Genomic DNA, 20079 nt, shown 5'->3' on the forward strand with positions numbered 1-20079 from the left:
GTGAAACCATGAGTACCTATCCCTTGAATGCAGCTCCTTCCCGCCGCCCGCGCCTGCTCGATGCAGCGGGCCTGCGCCGGGCATTGCGCGATGCGGTGATCAAACTGTCGCCGCGCCACCTGGTGCACAGCCCGGTGATGGCGGTGGTGATGGTAGGCACGCTGGTGAGCCTGCTGGTCACGCTCACCGGCAACGCACCGCTGGGCTTCGGCCTGACGGTGACCGCGATCCTGTTGTTGACCGTGCTGTTCGGCAACTTCGCCGAAGCGGTGGCCGAAGCGCGCGGCCGTGGCCAGGCCGCCTCGCTGCGGCGTGCCCGCCAGGACCTGAGCGCGCGCCGGCTGGCCGCCGCCCATGCCGGGGCCAGCGAAACCCAGGTGCCTGCGGCCGAGCTGCGCCCGGGCGACCATGTGATCGTCAGTGCCGGCGAACTGGTGCCGGCCGATGGCGAGATCGTGCAGGGCCTGGCGACCATCAACGAAGCGGCGGTGACCGGTGAATCGGCACCGGTGCTGCGTGAGGCCGGTACCGACCGCAGCGGCGTGATCGGCGGCACCAAGGTGCTGTCGGACCAGATCATCGTGAAGATCACCGCCGAGCCGGGCCACAGCTTCCTGGACCGGATGATCGCGCTGGTGGAAGGCGCCAACCGGCAGAAGACCCCGAACGAAGTGGCGCTGACCCTGCTGCTGGCGGCGATGACGCTGACCTTCCTGGTGGTGGTGGCGACGCTGCCGGCCATTGGTGCCTTCGTTGGCGTGAAGGTGGACCCGCTGCTGCTGATCGCGCTGCTGGTGTGCCTGATTCCAACCACCATCGGCGGGTTGCTGCCGGCCATCGGCATTGCCGGCATGAACCGTGCGCTGGCCGCCAACATCCTGGCCAAATCGGGCAAGGCGGTGGAAGTGGCCGGCGACGTGGACGTGCTGCTGCTGGACAAGACCGGCACCATCACCCACGGCGACCGCCAGGCGACCCACTTCCATGCATTGGCGGGCATTGAAGCCTCGCAGCTGCGCGAAGCGGCGCTGCTGTCGTCGCTGGCCGACCCGACCCCGGAAGGCAAGTCGGTGGTGCGGCTGGCCCGCGAACAAGGCTGCACCACCAGCGAGCCCGACAAAGCGGAGTACTTGGCCTTCAGCGCGCAGACCCGCATGTCCGGCGTGGACCTGGACGGCGGCCGGCGCATCCGCAAGGGCGCGGCCGATGCGATCACGGCCTATGTGCGCGAGCTGGGCGGCACCGTGCCGGCCGAGCTGGCCGGGCGGGTGGAACAGGTGGCGCGCAACGGCGCCACTCCGCTGGTGGTGTGCGAAGGCCGCCACGTGCTGGGCGTGATCGAGCTGAGTGACGTGGTCAAGCACGGCATGCGCGAGAAGTTCGCGCAGTTGCGCGCGATGGGCATCCGCACGGTGATGATCACCGGTGACAACCCACTCACCGCCGCGGCGATTGCGGCCGAGGCCGGCGTGGATGACTACATCGCCGAAGCGCGCCCGGAAGACAAGCTGGCCCGCATCCGCGCCGAACAGGCCGGTGGGCGGCTGGTGGCGATGGTGGGCGATGGCACCAACGATGCACCCGCGCTGGCCCAGGCCGACATCGGCCTGGCGATGAACTCGGGCACGCAGGCGGCCAAGGAAGCCGGCAACATGGTGGACCTGGATTCGGACCCGACCAAGCTGCTGGCGGTGGTGGAGGTGGGCAAGCAGCAGCTGATCACGCGCGGCGCGCTGACCACGTTCTCGCTGGCCAACGACGTCTCCAAGTACTTCGCGATCCTGCCGGCGCTGTTTGCCGCCACCCTGCCGGCCATGGCCACGTTGAACGTGATGCACCTGTCCAGCCCGCGCAACGCGGTGCTGGCGGCGCTGATCTTCAATGCGCTGGTGATTCCGGCGCTGATTCCACTGGCGCTGCGCGGCGTGCGCTTCCGCCCGGCCACGGCCACCGCGCTGCTGCGCCGGAACATGCTGGTGTACGGGCTGGGCGGCGTGCTGCTGCCGTTCGCCGCCATCAAGCTGATCGACCTCCTCCTCTTCTCGGTATTTGGCGCATGAACCGCTCTGCTGCTGCTTCGTTGTCCAGTCCGGCGCGTGCGCGTGCCGCCCTCTCTGTTTCCCTGCAACAGCAGGGCGCGCTGCGCCCGGCGATCGGGCTGGGCGTGGCCAGCCTGCTGGTACTGGGCCTGGCCTATGCGGTGGCCGCCACCGGAATCAGCGGCGCGCTCTTTCCGGCCCAGGCCCAGGGCAGCCTGCTGGTGCAGCACGGCCAGGTGCGCGGCTCGCAGCTGGTGGCGCAGCCGTTCGTGGGCGATGGCTACTTCCAAGCGCGCCCCTCGGCGGCCAGCTACGACCCGATGGCCGCGGCCGGCAGCAACCTGGCGCGCAGCAACCCGGCCCTGCAGGAACGCGTAAGCGAGGCCACCCATGCGGTGGCGGTGCGCGAAGGCATTGCCGTGGCCGATGTACCGGGGGACCTGGTCACCCAGTCCGGCGCGGGCATGGACCCGGAGCTGTCGCCGGCCGCCGCTGCGGTGCAGGTGAAGCGCGTGGCGGGCAATCGCGGCCTCAGCGTGGAACAGGTGCAGGCGCTGGTGCAGGCGCATACGCAGGGCCCACAGTGGGGCGTGTTCGGCCAGCCCCGGGTGAACGTGATGACGTTGAACATGGCACTGGATGACAGCCGACCGGTGCACAATCCCTCCCCATGACCGACTCCCGCACCCGACAGGCCGACGCACTGGTGGAAAGCCTGCAGCGCGAGGCCGGCGGCAAGCTCACCGTGTTCCTGGGCGCCGCCCCCGGCGTGGGCAAGACCTACAGCATGCTCGGCCGCGCGCAGGAGCAGCTGCGGCGGGGCGTGGACGTGGTGGTGGGGCTGGTGGAAACGCACGGCCGCGCCGAGACGTCGGCGCTGCTGGACGGCCTGCCGCAGGTGCCGCTGCTGCAGCGCGAGTACCAGCAGCATGCGCTGCAGGAAATGGACCTGGATGCGGTGCTGGCGCGCCGCCCGGCACTGGTGCTGGTGGATGAGCTGGCCCACCGCAACGTGCCGGGCAGCCGCCACGAGCGGCGCTGGCAGGATGTGGTGGAGCTGCTGGACGCCGGTATCGATGTCTGGACCACCCTCAACATCCAGCACCTGGAAAGCCTCAACGATGTGGTGATGCGCATCACCGGGGTGCGGGTCAGCGAGACCGTGCCCGATGCGGTGCTGGACCGCCTGCACGACATCGTGCTGGTGGACCTGCCGCCGCGCGAACTGATCGAACGGCTGCAGCAGGGCAAGGTGTACGTGCCCGAGCAGGCCGCGCAGGCGCTGCAGGCATTCTTCTCGCCCGCCAACCTGACCGCGCTGCGCGAGCTGGCCATGCAGGAAGCGGCCGACCGGGTCGACAACAGCCTGCGCGAAACCCGCGCAGCGCGCGGCGAAGGCAACCTGCCGCTGCGCCGGCGGGTGCTGGTGGCGATCGACGGCGGCGGCCAGAGCGAGTACCTGGTGCGCGTGGGCCGGCGCATTGCCGAGCGCCGCGATGCGCCGTGGACGGTGGTGACCGTGCAGCGCCGCCGCGAAGACGACAGCACCCGCCGCGAGATCGACGCGGCCTTCGCGCTGGCGCGGCGGCTGGGCGGCGAGGCCGAGCTGCTGCATGGGCCCAGCATTGCCGATGCCCTGCTCGACCACGCCGCGCACAACAGCGTGTCCACCCTGGTGCTGGGCCGCACCCGCGAGCGCCCGTTCGCGCGCATGCTCAACCGCACGCTGACCCAGCAGCTGATCCAGCGCGGCGCGCACTTTGAAATTACCATCATCGGCACCCCGCAGGCGCGCGCGCGTGCGCGCCGCCATGGGCTGTCGATGCCCACACTGAGCACCGGCCGCGACACCGTGCTGGCGCTGGTGGCCACCGCGCTGGCCTGCCTGGTGGCGCTGGTGGCCGAACGCTGGGTGGGGCTGTACGACCTGTCGATGGTGTTCATCGTAGCGGTGGTGGTGGTGGCTGCGCGCAGCCGCACCAGCGCGGCGGTGATGGCCGCGGCGCTGTGTTTCCTCGCCTACAACTTCTTCTTCATCGCCCCGCGCTTCACCTTCGCGATCAGCGCGCGGCAGGGCGTGATCACCGTGTTCCTGTTCCTGGTGGCGGCACTGGTGGCCGGGCGGCTGGCTTCGCGCCTGCGCATGCAGGTGGTAGCGCTGCGCGCGGCCAACCGGCACGCCAACGCGCGCCAGGTGCTGGGCGGGCAGCTGACCCGCGCGGCCAGCAACGAGGAAGTGGCGCAGGCCGGGCGCGAAGCGCTGGAACAGGCACTGGATGCACCGGCCTGGCTGCGCATCGGCGCCGATACCAGCACCAGCGGCAGTGCCGCGCCGGGCGACACCGACCTGGCCGCGGCCGACTGGGCGCATCGCCACGGCCAGCCCAGCGGCCGCTTCACCGATACGCTGGCCGGTGCGGAATGGTGGTTCCTGCCCCTGCTGGATGGCGACGAGCGCAGCATCGGCGTGGCTGGCATGCGCTTCCCGCGCAGCGCGCCGCGCTTGACCCCGGAACAGCGCCAGCTGGCCGAAGCGATGGTGGATGACATCGCGCAGGCCGCGCTGCGCACGCGGCTGGTGGCCGACCTGGAAAAGGCGCACGTGAGCAACGAGACCGAGCGGCTGCGTTCGGCGCTGCTGTCGTCGGTCTCGCACGACCTGCGCTCGCCGCTGGCGGCGATGATCGGCTCGGCCGACAGCCTGTCCAACTATGCCGAGGCAATGGACGCCAGCGACCGCCGTGCGCTGCTGGATACCATTCTGGTGGAAGGCGAGCGGCTGGACCGCTACATCCAGAACCTGCTGGACATGACCCGGCTGGGCCACGAGGGGCTGCAGATCAACCGCGACTGGATCGGCGTGGACGAGCTGGTCGGCTCGGCCGCGCGCCGCCTGCAGCGCTACCAGCCCGACGTGCGCCTGCAGCTGGATATTCCCAGCACGCTGGGCCCGATCTGGGTGCACCCGGCGCTGGTGGAACAGGCGGTGTTCAACGTGATGGAGAACGCGGCGAAGTTCTCCCCGCCCGGCGCGGCGGTGGAAGTGCAGGCACGGCTGGTGGATGGCGAGCTGCGCATCGACGTGCTCGACGCTGGCCCCGGCATTCCCGATGACGAACGCGCGCGCATCTTCGACATGTTCTACAGCGTGGAACGCGGCGACCGCGGCCGGCATGGCACCGGGCTGGGCCTGACCATCTGCCAGGGCATGATCGGCGCGCATGGCGGCACCGTGCAGGCGCTGCCGGGCCGCGATGGACGCGGTACCCTGATCCGCATCACGCTCCCCCTGCTGCAACCCCACCCTGCCGATGACCCCGACGATTCCTGACCCTTCCCATGGCGTGCCGCCCGCGCGCGTGCTGGTGATCGACGATGAAGCGCAGATCCGCCGCTTCCTCGACATCAGCCTGCGCGCGCAGGGTTACCGGGTGCTGCAGGCTGCCACCGGGCAGGCCGGGCTGGAGCAGCTGGTGGGCGAAGGCGCGGACCTGGTGATCCTGGATATCGGCCTGCCGGACATGGAAGGCCACGAGGTGCTGGCCGAGCTGCGCCAGTGGAGCCAGGTGCCGGTGATCATGCTCACGGTGCGCGCCAGCGAAACCGAGAAGGTGCTGGCGCTGGACAACGGCGCCAACGACTACGTGACCAAGCCGTTCGGCACCCAGGAGCTGATGGCGCGGGTGCGTGCGCTGCTGCGCACGCGCACGGTTTCGGCCGATGGGGTGCTGCCGCATTACGACGACGGCCACCTGCATATCGACCTGGTGCGCCGCGAGGTGCACCTGGACGGCGCGCCGGTGGCGCTGACCCGCAAGGAATATGCGTTGCTGTCGCTGCTGCTGCGCAACGCCGGCCGGGTGGTGACCCAGCCCCAGATCCTGGCCGAGATCTGGGGCCCCACCCACCAGCACGACACCCACTACCTGCGCATCCTGGTGGGCAAGCTGCGCCACAAGCTGGGCGATTCCGCGCTGGATTCGCGTTACCTGTTCACCGAACCCGGCGTGGGTTTACGGTTCAAAGGGTGATGGCCGACCACAGGTCGGGCATCACCCGGTAGGTACCGACCGTTGGTCGGTACTCCTTTCAGAACCCCAGTTCCACGCCCGGCAGCAGCGGTTGCAGCTGGTCGCGGAACAGGGCCTTGATGCGCTCCAGCGCGGCCTCGTCGTTGCCTTCGAAACGCAGCACCAGCACCGGGGTGGTGTTGGAGGCGCGCAGCAGGCCCCAGCCGTCCGGGAAGTCCGCCCGCAGGCCATCGATGGTGGACAGGCGCGCACCGGCGAACGGCGATTCCTCGCCCTGCGCCGCCGACACGAACATCGACACCAGCGCATGCGGGGTACCCGATTCCACCGGCACCTTCAGCTCCGGGGTGGACACGCTGTCGGGCAGCTCATCTAGCACTTCCGACGGCGTTTCCTCGCGCTGGGCCAGGATTTCCAGCAGGCGCGAGGCGGCATACAGCCCGTCATCGAAGCCGAACCAGCGCTCCTTGAAGAAGAAGTGGCCGCTCATTTCACCGGCCAGTTCGGCATCGGTTTCGCGCATCTTGGCCTTGATCAGCGAATGCCCGGTCTTCCACATCATCGGGCTGCCGCCGTTGCGCAGCACGTAATCGGACAGCTTGCCGCTGCACTTCACGTCGTAGATCACCAGCGCGCCGGGATTGCGTTGCAGCACATCGGCCGCGAACAGCATCAGCAGGCGATCCGCGTAAATGATCTTGCCTTCGCGGGTGACCACGCCCAGGCGGTCGCCATCGCCATCGAAGGCCAGGCCGATATCCGCATCGAAGCGCTTCACGGTCTGGATGAGGTCTTCCAGGTTGGCCGGGTCGCTCGGGTCGGGATGGTGGTTGGGGAAGGTGCCATCCACATCGCAGTACAGCGGAATGACTTCGGCGCCAATGGCTTCCAGCAGCGGCTGGGCCAGTTCGCCGGCCACGCCGTTGCCGGCATCGGCCACCACCTTGATCGGGCGGTCCAGCTGCACGTCATCGGCAATGCGCTGGATGTAATCGGCGTTGACGTCGCGCTGCTGCAGGCTGCCCGGTTCGGCGGCCACGTGCAGCTGGCCATCGCGGATGCGCTGGTACAGCTCGGTGATGGCATCGCCGGAGAGGGTCTCGCCGCCGACCACGATCTTGAAGCCGTTGTAGTCCGGCGGGTTGTGGCTGCCGGTGACCGCAACGCAGCTGCCGGCACGCAGGTGGTAGCTGGCGAAGTACACCACCGGGGTGGGTGCCAGGCCGATGTCGGTGACATCGCAACCAGCGCGGCGCAGGCCTTCGATCAGGCTGGCGCTCAGTTCCGGGCCGGACAGGCGGCCATCGCGGCCCACCACGATGTCGCGCAGCCCCTGCACCTGCAGCACCGAGCCGATGGCCTGGCCGATCAGCACCGCTACCTGCGGGGTGAGCTCACGGCCGATCACACCGCGGATGTCGTAGGCGCGGAAGATGCCTTCCGGCACCTCATGGCCGGGGCCGGTAGGCAGCGGCGGCGGCGCCACGCCCGAACCGGCCGCCGGGGCCGGCTCCAGCAGCGGGTCCTGTACCAGGCTTTCGCGCAGGGTCGGGCCGTGGTCGGCCTCGCTGGCGGCGGCACGGCGGCGCGGCATGGGCACGCGGCCCTTGCCGAACTGCAGCATGCCGGCGATGGCCAGCAGCAGCACCGCCACGATGATGGACGGAATTGCGCCCAGGCCCAGCGGGCCCGGTTCGATATCCGGCACGGCGGCGGCCAGGCGCAGGCCACTCTTGCCAATCGGCCGGGCCAGGCCTTCCGCGCTCTGGGAGAGGCTGCTGTCGCCCTGTTCGATGATGTTGTGGGTGCCTTGGCGCAGCGCCAGGTAGCCTGCGGACGGCACGCGCACCTGGTCGAAGGTGCCGGTCAGGCGCAGCAGCGGCTGGCGCACGTAGATGACCGCCGGGCCCGTGGTGCCCAGCTGCACCGGAACCGCAAGGCCCAGGCGCTGGCCACCGGCGTCGCGCACCACGCGCGCCACCACGGTATCGCCAGCAATGGCGGCTTCCAGCAGGCCCAGGCGGGCGTACCCGAAGGCCTTGGGATCGGCGTAGGCCTGGTCCAGGTCGGCGGTGAGCACCTGCACATCTTCCGTGCCCGGCCAGCCTTCACGCACGGCCAGCGCGGTGGCATCGGCATCGCCGGCGGCCAGCGCGGTACTGACCCGCTCGCTCTTCACCAGGGTGCCCAGCTGGGTGCTCTGCCCCTTGAGGGCGGCGTCCACGCCCTGCACGATCTGGTCGCGGGACTGTTCCAGCGTCTGCCCTACCGAGGCCTGCCGCCATTGCCGCACCCCGCTCCAGGCAAACCATGCCGCCAGCAGGGTCAGCAACCCCACCAACAACAGCCCGTTACGCTTGCTTGTCAATCGTGGCTGTCCTTCCGCCGTTGCCTTGCTCATTGATGTTCCCCCTGTCAGCGCACCCCGGTATGGCCGAATCCACCCGTTCCCCTGGCGCTGTCGGTGAAAGTATCCACTACCTGCAGGCCCACGCGTGCAATCGGCAGCACAACCAACTGTGCAATACGGTCACCCGGTTGCAGCGTGAAGGCCTCGCGGCCGCGGTTCCAGGCGCTGATCAGCAGCGGGCCCTGGTAATCGGCATCGATCAGGCCGGTGCCGTTGCCCAGCACGATGCCGTGGCGGTGGCCCAGCCCGGAGCGCGGCAGCACTACCGCGCACAGGTTCGGATCTTCGATATGGATGGCGATGCCGCTGGGAATCAGCGCCGTATCCCCCGGCTGCAGGGTGAGCTCGGTTTCCAGCGCGGCGCGCAGGTCCATGCCGGCGCTGGCTTCGGTGGCATAGGCCGGCAGGGGCCAGGTATCGCCGAAGCGGGGATCGAGCAGCTTCACCTGCAGCGCGTGCAGGGACGGGGCTTGGGTCATGCGTGCAACCTCTGGGCAATCAGGGACAACAGTTGTTCGGCCAGCAGCGCCTTGGTGGTACCGGGGAACACCTGTTCCCCACCCTGCCAATAGGCGGTTGCTGCATTCTCATCGCTTTCGAAGCCGCCGTTTGTGATGCCCACCTGATTGGCGATCACCAGATCCAGCCGCTTGTCGACCAGCTTGCCGCGCGCGTATTTCTCCACATCGTGGGTTTCGGCGGCAAAGCCGACCACCAGCTTCAGCGCGTTGGTCTGCTGGGCCACCTCGGCCAGGATGTCCTGGGTGCGCACCAGCTCCAGCGTGAGGGTCTGGGTGCCGGCGGTCTTCTTCAGCTTCTGCGGGGCCACCTGGCGGGGGGTGTAATCGGAGACGGCGGCGGCGCCTATATAGATGTCGGCCGGCAGCGCATCCAGCACGGCGCTGCGCATCTGCGCGGCCGAGCGCACATCCACCCGCTGCACCCCGGCCGGGGTGGCCAGGTGCACCGGGCCACTGACCAGCACCACCTGCGCGCCCTGGCGCACGGCGGCGGCGGCCAGCGCGTAGCCCATCTTGCCGCTGCTGCGGTTGCCCACGTAGCGCACCGGGTCCAGGTCTTCATAGGTGGGGCCGGCGCTGATCACCACGCGCAGGCCTTTCAGCTCCTGCGTGGCTTCGGGCGCGTCGGCCGGGCCCTGCAGGGCGGCCAGCGCGGCCACGATGGCGTGCGGTTCAGTCAGCCGGCCGGGGCCGGATTCGCCTTCGGCCAGCGGGCCGTCTTCCGGGCCGACCACCTGCGCGCCGCGTTCGCGCAGCAGGCTGATGTTGGCCTGGGTGGCCGGGTGCAGCCACATGCGGTGGTTCATGGCCGGGCACACGGTGAGCGGCGCGGTGGTGGCCAGGCACAGGGTGGTGACCAGGTCATCGGCATGGCCGTTGGCCAGCCGGGCCAGCAGGTCGGCGGTGGCCGGGGCGACGATGATGCGGTCGGCCCAGCGGGCCAGCTCGATATGGCCCATGGCCTGTTCGGCCGCGCTGTCCCACAGGGTGGTGCGGGTGGGCTGGCCGGACAGGGCCTGGAAGCTCAGCGGGGTGACGAACTGCTGGGCCCCGGCGGTCATGGCAACCTGCACCTGGGCCCCGGCGTCGCGCAGGCGGCGCACCAGTTCCAGCGACTTGTAGGCCGCGATGCCGCCACCCACGCACAACAACAGCTTCTGGCCTGCCAGCGGGCGCGCCTGCGCCGGGGAAGCCTGGGGGGAGTCAGCCACCTGCGAATTTCCTGTCGAACCGAGGCGATTAGCTTACCCGATGGGGTGTGCGGGGCTGATGCCCCAGGGGCATAAGGAGTGGGTTTTTGGTCATGAAGGCGGGCGGGTGGCGTACCCAGAGGTAGCCGGGCGCTCTTGCTGATCCCTAAAGAAAAGATTCTTTAATAGGGCCCCCCATTGGAAAAGATTTCTTTATCAACGATCCCGACCCGACCCGCAGGAGACGTGGAGTGCCGCTAGGGCACCGCAGATACCATGCCAAAGCCGCAGCCATAGCGTGCTTCTTCGCACGGGGGCAATGGATGATTGTTCGCGATTGCCTAGGTCAACCAACCCCGATGTGCCAGTTCAAACTTGACAACTTGCCCAGTAGGTTGCGCGCCGCGGTTGCTAGCATTGAACACAGTAGATCAAGGATCGTGAACTGCCAGTGGCCACCTCGTCTTCCCCTGTTGTATTGGACACCCCCCTCACTTGCGAGGACGCGTTCGCGGAGATCGAACGACGCGTTAACGCCGGCGTGCACCCCGACCGCATCCGATTGCGCCATAACGAGCGCGCCCTTTACTGGGTGTGCAATAACAGCTTGCTTCACCATGACGGTCCGGACGAGGCCACGATTGCGCGGCGCATCGAAGCGCACCTGGCGCTGATTTCCCTGCTGCTGGCGGCGGGGGCAGACCCCAACAAGGCGGCCGGCCGTGGCGCCACGCCCCTTTCGAATACCTGCCGGGACTTCATCTTCAGCCCGGCCGCGTGGGCGGTGGAAAAACTGCGGCGGCTCCTCGCCGCCGGCGCGAACCCACGCCTGACCAAGGATTCGCCGATCTGTACCGTGCTCGGCCTGCGCGAGATGCGCGGCGAAGTGTGGAACTCCGCGTTTGATGCGGATGCGGATCCGGTGGAGATGGGCTACATCTTCGACGCCGTCGACGCGCTGCTGCAGGCCGGTGCCAGCATTGAAGCCATGGACCACCGGCAGATGTATACACCGGTATTGATCGGCGCGTACCTGGGCAGTGTTCCGCTGCTGCGGTTCCTCGCAGAACGCGGCGCCAACGTGCACGTGGTCAATCCCGCCGGTTCCAACGCGCTGATGTATGCGGCCGGCGACGTGGACGGACTGAAGGCCAGCCGCGGCGGCCTCTCCACCACATGGCACCGGATGGGCGACCCGGTGGCCGTTACCCGGCTGTTGATCGAATGGGGCCTGGACCCGGCCGCTGCCAACGAGCGCGGCCGCACGCCGCTCACGCTGGCGTTGAACGCCGGCAATGTTGACGTGGCGGCGGTGGTGGCCGAAGCGCTTGCCGATCAGGGCAAGCTGCTGAAAGCGGATGTACGACGCTTCAAGGGCACGGAGTTCGAGGCCCAGGTAGCGGCACTGGCCACCAGCAGCCGCACCAGCAAGCCTCCAAGGAAGCAGGCCAAGCCGGAAGGTGCCGCGCAGGCCGCGTCGTGGGACCGCGCGCGCCAGGAGATGAACCACCCTGATGCATGGCAGCGCCCTGCGTGGTTCTGCGCGTATAACAAAGCATTGTTCGAACACCTGGCCAGCGGCAGCCACCCGGCCATCCCAGTAAACCTGCTGTACGCCGATTACACCGACGCGCTACGCACGCTGCGCCTGTCGAAAACCAAGGACTGGATCAGCCGCAGCGGCGTGGTGACGGTGCAGCCGGACATCGTGACCTGGGGGAGCCTGCGTATCAGCTATTCGCAGCTTGAAGCGGATGACCTGGTCTGCCGAGAGGAGGTCGTCATGCCGATGTCGCCGGAGCAACAGCCCGGCATCGAGGCCGTGGCGGAGGCGTTAGGGGGCATGACGTCCCGCTATTTCAAGTTGCCCGCCTGATCCTTCCAGCGGGCTGGAAGCATTGATCGAAGCCGGCGACCTGCTTGAACTGCGACGCCACTGCGAGCCTGTTGTCGCTGCCTACCCGCTCAACTACGCCAGTACCGACATCGGGTGTATTCGATCCATAGATACTTCCAAAACTGAGACGAGCTATTCAACTTCAGCCGTTTTCCGGCCATAGACTTCGCACCCTCAAGGTTCAACGCAGAATCGACGCGGGAGCAGGAGATGCAGACAGTCAAGAGCAAATGGCTTGCGTACACCGTCCTCATCGGACTGTTCCCTATCTTCTCCAGGTTCCTTGTCTGGTTGGTGACCAAGGAAGGAAGCATCGAGCCCTTTGCGCCGCAGGATTTCATTGCATTCGGCCTCGTCCTGCTCATCTCTAATATCAACGAGATCGAACACCTTGTCGATGCTGACCGGTCGTGGAAGACAGCACAGAACGGGATATCGGCGTGCTTGATCGCCGTTCATGGCGTTCTTCTCTGCCTGACCTTGATTGGAGGCGACGCGGTTGACCGGCAAGCAATCATGTACTGCGTTGCGATCATCGCCCTCGCGTCGCTTGGCTTCAGCTACACGCTGTTCACTCGCATCTCAAAGATTGGCCTGACTCGCCAGGAGAACGTTCCATGACAGAAATCCTCGTCGCCTCAACCGTAGTGATTGCCCTCGTTGCCCTCGGCTTTGCTGCGTGGAGCCTGGTACAGACCCACAAAGAAGTTCAGCGGCGGAAAGCACGCAATCCTGAGGACTAAGCCACACGGCTGCTGTTTCCCACACAGCTGCGCGGCGGTTCCTTATGCCTGCTCGCTGCGTCTCACCTGACACTGGCCGAATGGCAATCAAACATTGGCACGAGCACGATCGTCCGCGAGAGAAGTTGCTCAGGCTGGGGCCCGAGGCCCTCTCCGATTCGGAGCTGTTGGCCCTGTTCATCGGCAGCGGCTGTAACGGGCTGGATGCCGTGCAGTGTGCACGCCGCCTGCTCGAAGACCATGGCCCGCTGCGCAGGCTGATGGACATGGATGCCAGCAAGCTGAGGAAGCTGCCTGCCCTCGGCCCGGCGCGCGCCTGCAAGCTGGTTGCCGCACTGGAGCTGGCCAGCCGCCATCTGCTGGCCGATCTGGAGCGCGGCGACAGCATCTGCGATCCCGGCTCGGCCGGGCGCTACTTCAAGCTGCGGTTGCGCGCGCGACCGCAGGAGGTATTCGCCGCGCTGTTCATGGACACCCGTAACCGCACCCTGGCGTATGAAGAGCTGTTCACCGGCACCATCGACACGGCCACCGTTTACCCACGGGAGGTGGTGAGGCGAGCGTTGCTGCACAACGCGGCGGCCGTCATTGTCAGCCACAACCACCCGTCCGGCCGAGCCGAGCCGTCACCCTCCGACCGGGAGATCACCTACCAGCTCTTTGAAGCCCTGGCGCTGGTGGGGGTCCGGTTAGTGGACCATGTCGTGGTGGGCGACGGCCCGCCGGTCTCCATGGCCGAACGGGGCTGGCTCAAGCGCGACCCGTTCGCCCGCACCTGAACAGCCCGGTCAGGCCATTCCCCCTGCCCCCAAGGCCTCCCGCCCCACCCCTCGCCCGGCTCCCCACCCCCGCTGTGCCCCGGTTCAATGGATCGGGGCGGCTTCTGGGCTAAAATTGCCGATTCCGCCGCTCCAGTCTCAAAGCAGGCCCTGTGAAAAATCTCCTCCGCGCCCTGATCAGCCAAGGCATCGAAGCCTTGCGCGCCAACGGCACTCTGCCGGCCGATACCCTGACCCCGGAATTCGTGGTGGAACGCCCGAAGACCCGTGAACACGGTGATTTCGCCACCAATGCCGCCATGCTGCTGGCCAAGCCGGCGCGCAGCAACCCGCGCGCCCTGGCCCAGGCGCTGCTGGATGCGCTGCCCAAGAGCGACGATGTGCTGCGCGTGGAAATCGCGGGCCCGGGCTTCATCAATTTCCACCTGGCCCCCAGCGCCTACCAGCGTGAAGCGGCCAGCGTGCTCAAGGAAGGCGCCGATTACGGCCACAACCTGAGCGGCAACGGCCGTACCGTGGGCGTGGAGTACGTGTCGGCCAACCCGACCGGCCCGCTGCACGTGGGCCACGGCCGCGCCGCCGCCATTGGCGACTGCCTGGCGCGACTGCTCGACGTGAACGGCTGGAACGCCAAGCGCGAGTTCTATTACAACGACGCCGGCGTGCAGATCGAAAACCTGGCCCTGTCCACCCAGGCGCGCGCCAAGGGCATCAAGCCCGACGACGCCGGCTGGCCGGAAGGCGGCTACCGCGGTGACTACATCGAAGACGTGGCCAAGGCCTACCTGGCCGGCGCCACCGTGGAGCTGGAAGGCCATTCGGTGGTGGGCGAGCGCGACCCGGACAACCTGGACGCGATCCGCCGCTTCGCCGTGGCCTACCTGCGCAACGAGCAGAACCAGGACTTGGCCGCGTTCGGGGTGGATTTCGACATCTACTTCCTGGAGAGCTCGCTCTACAAGGATGGCAAGGTCGAAGAGACCGTGGCCCAGCTCAAGGCGGCCGGCCACACCTATGAGGAAGGCGGCGCGCTGTGGCTGCGCTCCACCGACTTCGGTGACGACAAGGACCGCGTGATGCGCAAGTCCGACGGCACCTACACCTACTTCCTGCCGGACGTGGCCTACCACCTGAGCAAGTGGCAGCGCGGCTATGAGCGCGCGATCACCGAGCTGGGCGCGGACCACCACGGTTCGCTGGCGCGCGTGCGCGCCGGCCTGCAGGCGCTGGATGTGGGCATTCCCAAGGGCTGGCCGGAATACGTGCTGCACCAGATGGTGACGGTGATGCGCGGCGGGGAGGAAGTGAAGCTTTCCAAGCGTGCCGGCAGCTACCTGACCCTGCGCGACCTGATCGAGGAAGCCGGCCGCGATGCGACCCGCTGGTTCCTGATCGCGCGCAAGCCCGATTCGCAGCTGACCTTCGATATCGACCTGGCCCGCCAGCAAAGCAATGACAACCCGGTGTTCTACGTGCAGTATGCGCACGCCCGCGTGTGCAGCCTGCTGCGCCAGGCACAGGAAAAGGGTCTGTCGTACACCCCGGCCGAAGGCCTGACCGGGCTGGCATCGCTGAACGACGAACCCTCGCTGTGGCTGATGGTGGAAATGTCGCGCTTCCCGGAAGTGGTGGAAGCGGCCGGCATTGCCCTGGAACCGCACCTGATCGCGCAGTACCTGCGTGAATTGGCGCACGCCTTCCACACGTGGTATCACGGCACGCAGGTGCTGGTGGCTGACGATGCCGAGCGCAATGCCAAGCTGACGCTGGCCTGCGCGGCACGCCAGGTGCTGGCCAATGGTCTGAACGTCCTGGGCGTTTCCGCCCCGGAAAAAATGTAAGCAGTGGAGAAGTAGTAAATGGCAGCACGACGCGGCAAGACCCAGGCGCGACGCAACACCAGCCAAGGCACGCCGGGATGGGTGTGGCTGGTGGCCGGTGTGGCGATTGCGGCCGTGGTGTTCCTGGCGGCACCGAACCTGTTCAAGAACGATGGCGACGGCTTCCTGCGGGTAGGCCCGCAGCCGGACCCGAACGCGCAGCCGGCCCCGGTCAGCGACGCGGACACCGACGTGGGCGCTGAACTGCCCAAGCCGGGTGCTGCCACCAAGCCTGCCGAACCGGCCAAGCCGGCCGCCACGCAGTACGACTTCTACACCCTGCTTCCGGGCAAGGAAGTGGAGATGTCGGATGCGGAGCTGGCCGCCAGCGCGCGCGCCGAAGACCAGCGCCGGGCCAAGGCCGAAGCGCAGCGCGCGCAGGCCGCGCTGGAAGGCCGCCCGGTACCGGCAGCAGTGCCGGCGCCGACCACGGCGGCGGCTACTGCCGCCACCACTGCACCGGCCCCGTTGCCGGCGCCGGTCGCCGAGCGCCCGGCAGCCGCGGCTGCACAACCGAAGCCGGTTGCTGCTGCGGCCGCGCCCAAGCCGGAAGCCACCGCTGCGGCAGCTCCGGCTACAGCGGCGGCCGAGCCGGCCAACAACGTGCGTTACATCCTGCAGGCCGGCGCCTTCGGGGCGTCGGGCGATGCCGAAGCCACCAAGGCCAAGCTGGCCATGATCGGCCTGGCAGCACGGGTGGAATCGGCGCAGATCAACGGCAAGACCGTGTACCGCGTGCGCATGGGCCCGTACGGCACCGCCGGCGAGCTGGCCGAAGCCAAGCAGAAGCTGGATGGCACCGGGTTGCAGGCGATGGCGATCAAGGCGCAGTAAACCAAGCAGGATCGCCCCATTGGCCTTCGAGCCCGTAGCTTCACCTATTTGGCCTTGAGCCTTGAAAAAGCCCCGCACTGCGGGGCTTTTTCTTTGGGCAGCCGAATGCGGCATGCTGGCGCCTCCACATTCCGGGAAGCGCTCATGGGCACGTCTGAAGGCAACAACCACCGCATCGACAACATCGAGTTCAACGTGTCCGACATCGCCCGCAGCAAGGCGTTCTACGGCGAGGTGTTCGGTTGGACCTTCACCGATTACGGCCCGGGCTACACCGAATTCAACGACGGCCGCCTGCGCGGTGGCTTCACCACCGATGGGCCGGTACGGGCTGGCGGACCGCTGGTGATCCTGTACGCCGATGACCTGGAGGCTACGCAGGCGCGGGTGGAAAAGGCCGGTGCAGCCATTTCCACCCCGGCCTTCGACTTCCCGGGCGGGCGCCGTTTCCATTTCCGCGACCCCGATGGGTACGAGCTCGCGGTATGGACGGCGGCCTGATCAGTCGCGCGCGACCTGGAAGCCGGCAAACGACTGGCTGACCGGCATCAGTTCAAGGCGGTTGATGTTCAGGTGTGCCGGTAGGTTGGCCACCCAGAAGATCTGCTCGGCGATGTCCTCGGCGGTCATCGGGTTGGCGCCGGTGTAGAGCGTGTCCGAGGCGGCCTGGTTGCCGTGGGTGCGCACCAGGGTGAATTCGGTTTCGGCCATGCCCGGTTCGATGGTGGTCACGCGCACGCCGGTGCCGTGCAGGTCCGAGCGCAGGCCCAGCGAGAACTGGCTGACGAAGGCCTTGGTGCCACCGTAGGCGTTGCCGCCCGGGTACGGGTACACGCCGGCCACCGAACTGATGTTGATGATGGCGCCCTTGCGCGCCACCAGCTGCGGCAGCAGGCGGTGGGTGAGCGTGACCAGCGCGGTGACGTTGGTGTCGATCATGGTGCGCCAGTCTTCCAGCGAGGCGCTCTGGGCCGGGGCGGTGCCCTGGGCCAGGCCGGCGTTGTTGACCAGCAGGTCGATGTCGGCGAAGCCCGCAGGCAGTGCGGCCAGGGCCGCTTCCATGGCGGCGCTGTCGCGCACATCGAACACTGCCGCATGCACGCGCTCGGGGCCGTAGGCATCGACCAGCGGCTGCAGCCGTTCGGCACGGCGCCCGGTGGCGATGACGCGCCAACCGGCCTGGGCGAAACGATGGACGGCGGCGGCGCCAAAGCCGGAAGTGGCGCCGGTAATCAGAGCGGTACGGGTCATCGGGGGTCTCCGTGGGATTCCCGACCATTTTCGCACCCTGCGCCGCGCTGTGTTGGCGGGCGCTGGCGGAATCAGCGGATGCGGAACACCCGGGCCTTGGGCAGGTCTTCATCCACCTGCAAGAACCAGCGCCCGGCGATGCCCGGCACCACCACGATGGGCGGGTTGCTGCGGCTGGCCTTGAGCTTCATCTCGCCCTTGAGCACCTGCCACTGCTGGCCGTTGTCGAGGGTGAACACGGTGCCCGGCTGCCAGCCATCCACCTGGCCGGTGACGCTGGCATGGATGGGGCCATCGTCCAGGCCGGGGAACATCGGGGCCGGGGTGGGCGCGCCGGGCAGCGGCGCCGGGACTGCCGCAGCGGCAACCGGGGCCGGCGCCGGAGCGCGGGCGTAGGCCTCGCGCAGCAGGCGGTTCAGGGTCTGCAGCTGGGCGGGGGTGAGCCCCACGTCGGCCAGCTGCTGCGGGTCCACGCGCTGCTCAATCGCCACATACGGGGCCTGGGCCGACGCCGTTACGGCCAGCCAGACCATGCCCACACCCGCCAGAACCTGCCACCTGCGCATTGCCTGCTCCACTGCCTGTTGATGCCTGAGGAGCGCACTGTGCTTCACTTTCATGGCAACCAGATGACAGGCCGGACAGGCCCTGCGCAGGGCCCGGCGGCCGGGTGGGGGTAAAATGGCGGCCAGCCACGCAGCCGCGTCGGCGGTATTGGACGTCTCATGATCAACAACGATGTACTGCGCAGCATCCGTTACATGCTCGACCTGAGCGACGGAAAGATTGCGGAAATCTGTGCCCTGGCCGACCCGGCATTCGTGGTGGACAAGGCCGATGTGCCCGGTTGGCTGCGCAAGGAAGACGAGGAAGGGTTCGTGGCCTGCGATGACCGCACGCTGGCGCACTTCCTTGACGGGCTGATCGTGCAGTTCCGCGGCCGCGATGAAAGCCAGCCGCTGCGCCCGGTGGAAAAGCGCATCACCAACAACCTGGTGCTGAAGAAGCTGCGGGTGGCCTTCGAGCTGAAGGATGTGGATATGCATTCGATCTTCGAGAGCGCGGGTTTCCCGGTGTCGAAGCCGGAGCTGTCGGCGTTGTTCCGGCAGCCGGATCACAAGAATTTCCGCGCGTGCGGCGATCAGCTGCTGCGTAATTTCCTGAAGGGTTTGACGCTGCGCGTTCGCGGGGCCTGAGGGGGAGCCACGCAGGGCGTGGCTCTACCTGCCGTTAGAAGCTTGTCTGGATCGCGAATTCCACGCGGGAGCCGGCGTTGCTGCCGAACAGGCGCTTGGCGGCGCGGTCGGTGTCGTGCGCGGTCAGGCGCAGCTCCCAGCGGCCGTGCACCTTCCAGATGGCGCTGAGCTGGCCGTGCAGGTAATCGTCGGCGTACGCGCTGTCGAGCCAGTACTGGCCCACCGCGCCTTCGATGCGCCACTGCTCACCCAACGGCAGGCGTGCGCCCAGCTGGGCGTACGTGCCGGTGCGGCCGCTGGCCAAGGCATCGTCGGAAACACCGACGCTCACCCAGTAGCGCTCCTTCCAGGTCAACGTGCTGTTGAGCTCGGTCCAGTCCAGGTCCACGTCGGTGGACGGGTACAGGTAATGGGTGAGGTTGACGTCCAGCGCCCAGTCCGGTGCCAGCGCGCCGCTCCAGCCGGCGACGATGTCGAATTCGCTGCGTGCACCGGCATCCGGTTCGAACGACACGCCCGAGCCCCACACCGAGGCATACCAGCCCGATTCGCTGCTGAGTTTGACCCCGGCCTGCACGGTGGGATCTTCCATCGTCTGCGAGCTGCCGCGCCAGACGTAATCGGAGGTCAGCGTGGCGTTGCCGTCCACGCCCGCCAGCGCCGATCCACTGAGCGCCAAGCCAAGAACCATTCCGCTCACCCGGCGCACTGCGCGCCCTTTCTGCTGCTTTGCCACCACGTCCACCCTTGCTGAAAACGGCCGCGCCGTTGAAGCGCACAGTGTGGTGAGCGCGCTCGTAAAGGCGCCATGCGGCGCGGCGGCGTGGCGCGCAAATTCGGCGTAAAAGCTGCCTACGAGACCTTCAGGCGGCGCGCGCTATCATGGCGGCCCTGACTGACCTGCAGCGAGAATGGCGTGGACGCGATCCTGACCCCGGTATCGATTGGCGAGCTGATCGACAAGATCACCATCCTGGAAATCAAGGCCGAACGCATCACCGATGCGGGCAAGGTCGCCAACGTGCGTACCGAACTGGATGGGCTGCTGCCGCTGTGGCAGGAACAGCTGGCGGCGCAGCCGGGGCTGGAGGCGCTGAAGACCCAGCTCAAGGCCATCAACGTGCGGATGTGGGACATCCAGGACCAGCTGCGCGACAAGGAAGCGGCGCAGGTGTTCGATGATCAGTTCATCCAGCTGGCGCGCGGGGTGTATGGCACCAATGGCGAGCGGGTGAAGGTGAAGAACGAGATCAACCGCATTGCCGGGTCACAGCTGGTGGAAGAGAAGCAGTATCAGGGGGAGTGACC

General features: G+C 67.8%; 19 protein-coding genes. 13 read left to right on the forward strand and 6 right to left on the reverse strand.

The window, feature by feature from the left end; all coding sequences use genetic code 11:
- Positions 1-8 precede the first annotated feature (8 nt).
- The 4 genes from kdpB to QMX79_RS06045 are packed head-to-tail and all read left to right on the forward strand — an operon-like array spanning position 9 to position 6070.
- Entirely contained in the window at positions 9-2060 is a 2052-nt protein-coding gene (kdpB, locus tag QMX79_RS06030) for a potassium-transporting ATPase subunit KdpB (RefSeq protein WP_282245353.1), read from the forward strand.
- Positions 2057-2713, forward strand: coding sequence for a potassium-transporting ATPase subunit KdpC (gene kdpC, locus QMX79_RS06035; RefSeq protein ID WP_282245355.1), 657 nt, complete (start codon positions 2057-2059; stop codon positions 2711-2713). The genes kdpB and kdpC overlap by 4 nt, the downstream gene beginning before the upstream one ends.
- Positions 2710-5370, forward strand: coding sequence for a sensor histidine kinase KdpD (locus tag QMX79_RS06040; protein ID WP_282245357.1), 2661 nt, complete (start codon positions 2710-2712; stop codon positions 5368-5370). The genes kdpC and QMX79_RS06040 overlap by 4 nt, the downstream gene beginning before the upstream one ends.
- Positions 5351-6070: a response regulator transcription factor gene (locus QMX79_RS06045; protein WP_282245359.1), complete on the forward strand. Its 720-nt coding sequence runs from the start codon at positions 5351-5353 to the stop codon at positions 6068-6070. The genes QMX79_RS06040 and QMX79_RS06045 overlap by 20 nt, the downstream gene beginning before the upstream one ends.
- A gap of 58 nt (positions 6071-6128) precedes the next feature.
- Here the strand turns inward: QMX79_RS06045 and QMX79_RS06050 are convergent, their stop codons facing one another.
- The 3 genes from QMX79_RS06050 to coaBC are packed head-to-tail and all read right to left on the reverse strand — an operon-like array spanning position 6129 to position 10212.
- Positions 6129-8471 (reverse strand): phosphomannomutase/phosphoglucomutase, encoded by a 2343-nt coding sequence (locus QMX79_RS06050; protein ID WP_282245361.1) that lies wholly within the window; start codon positions 8469-8471, stop codon positions 6129-6131.
- A gap of 14 nt (positions 8472-8485) precedes the next feature.
- Positions 8486-8959 carry a dUTP diphosphatase gene (gene dut / locus QMX79_RS06055; RefSeq protein ID WP_093532951.1) on the reverse strand — a complete coding sequence of 158 codons (474 nt, stop codon included), beginning with the start codon at positions 8957-8959 and terminating at the stop codon, positions 8486-8488.
- Positions 8956-10212 carry a bifunctional phosphopantothenoylcysteine decarboxylase/phosphopantothenate--cysteine ligase CoaBC gene (gene coaBC, locus QMX79_RS06060; protein ID WP_282245367.1) on the reverse strand — a complete coding sequence of 419 codons (1257 nt, stop codon included), beginning with the start codon at positions 10210-10212 and terminating at the stop codon, positions 8956-8958. Before coaBC ends, dut begins: the two co-directional genes overlap by 4 nt.
- Before the next feature lie 430 nt (positions 10213-10642).
- Here coaBC and QMX79_RS06065 point away from each other — a divergent pair, with 430 nt between their 5' ends.
- The 7 genes from QMX79_RS06065 to QMX79_RS06095 all read left to right on the forward strand — a co-directional run bounded on the left by QMX79_RS06065 (position 10643) and on the right by QMX79_RS06095 (position 16825).
- On the forward strand, positions 10643-12067 hold the full coding sequence (locus QMX79_RS06065; protein WP_282245368.1) for a hypothetical protein: 1425 nt from the start codon (positions 10643-10645) through the stop codon (positions 12065-12067).
- Between the two features lie 231 nt (positions 12068-12298).
- Entirely contained in the window at positions 12299-12709 is a 411-nt protein-coding gene (locus QMX79_RS06070; protein WP_282245369.1) for a hypothetical protein, read from the forward strand.
- A complete protein-coding gene (locus tag QMX79_RS06075; RefSeq protein WP_282245370.1) occupies positions 12706-12831 on the forward strand; it encodes a hypothetical protein in 126 nt (41 codons plus the stop codon). Before QMX79_RS06070 ends, QMX79_RS06075 begins: the two co-directional genes overlap by 4 nt.
- An 80-nt stretch (positions 12832-12911) precedes the next feature.
- On the forward strand, positions 12912-13610 hold the full coding sequence (gene radC / locus QMX79_RS06080; RefSeq protein ID WP_282245371.1) for a DNA repair protein RadC: 699 nt from the start codon (positions 12912-12914) through the stop codon (positions 13608-13610).
- Between the two features lie 152 nt (positions 13611-13762).
- Complete coding sequence (gene argS, locus QMX79_RS06085) at positions 13763-15451, forward strand: arginine--tRNA ligase (RefSeq protein WP_282245372.1); 1689 nt, start codon at positions 13763-13765, stop codon at positions 15449-15451.
- An 18-nt stretch (positions 15452-15469) separates the two neighbouring features.
- On the forward strand, positions 15470-16324 hold the full coding sequence (locus QMX79_RS06090) for an SPOR domain-containing protein (RefSeq protein ID WP_282245373.1): 855 nt from the start codon (positions 15470-15472) through the stop codon (positions 16322-16324).
- A 144-nt stretch (positions 16325-16468) separates the two neighbouring features.
- Entirely contained in the window at positions 16469-16825 is a 357-nt protein-coding gene (locus QMX79_RS06095; protein ID WP_282245374.1) for a VOC family protein, read from the forward strand.
- Here QMX79_RS06095 and QMX79_RS06100 read toward each other — a convergent pair whose 3' ends face one another.
- Positions 16826-17575, reverse strand: a complete 750-nt coding sequence (locus tag QMX79_RS06100; protein WP_282245375.1) for an SDR family NAD(P)-dependent oxidoreductase — start codon at positions 17573-17575, stop codon at positions 16826-16828.
- A 71-nt stretch (positions 17576-17646) separates the two neighbouring features.
- A complete protein-coding gene (locus tag QMX79_RS06105; RefSeq protein WP_282245376.1) occupies positions 17647-18141 on the reverse strand; it encodes a hypothetical protein in 495 nt (164 codons plus the stop codon).
- A 159-nt stretch (positions 18142-18300) separates the two neighbouring features.
- Between QMX79_RS06105 and QMX79_RS06110 the strand changes: the two genes are divergently transcribed.
- A complete protein-coding gene (locus QMX79_RS06110; protein ID WP_282245377.1) occupies positions 18301-18771 on the forward strand; it encodes a DUF1456 family protein in 471 nt (156 codons plus the stop codon).
- Positions 18772-18805: 34 nt separating this feature from the next.
- Here the strand turns inward: QMX79_RS06110 and QMX79_RS06115 are convergent, their stop codons facing one another.
- The gene (locus tag QMX79_RS06115) at positions 18806-19462 is read right to left on the reverse strand and encodes a TorF family putative porin (protein ID WP_282245379.1); all 657 of its coding nucleotides are present in this window, start codon (positions 19460-19462) and stop codon (positions 18806-18808) included.
- A 225-nt stretch (positions 19463-19687) separates the two neighbouring features.
- Here QMX79_RS06115 and QMX79_RS06120 point away from each other — a divergent pair, with 225 nt between their 5' ends.
- Complete coding sequence (locus QMX79_RS06120) at positions 19688-20077, forward strand: DUF6165 family protein (protein WP_093534974.1); 390 nt, start codon at positions 19688-19690, stop codon at positions 20075-20077.
- Positions 20078-20079 lie beyond the last annotated feature (2 nt).

The sequence above is a fragment of the Stenotrophomonas sp. PS02300 genome, assembly GCF_029959395.1.
In the GTDB taxonomy this organism is placed as follows: domain Bacteria; phylum Pseudomonadota; class Gammaproteobacteria; order Xanthomonadales; family Xanthomonadaceae; genus Stenotrophomonas; species Stenotrophomonas maltophilia_AD.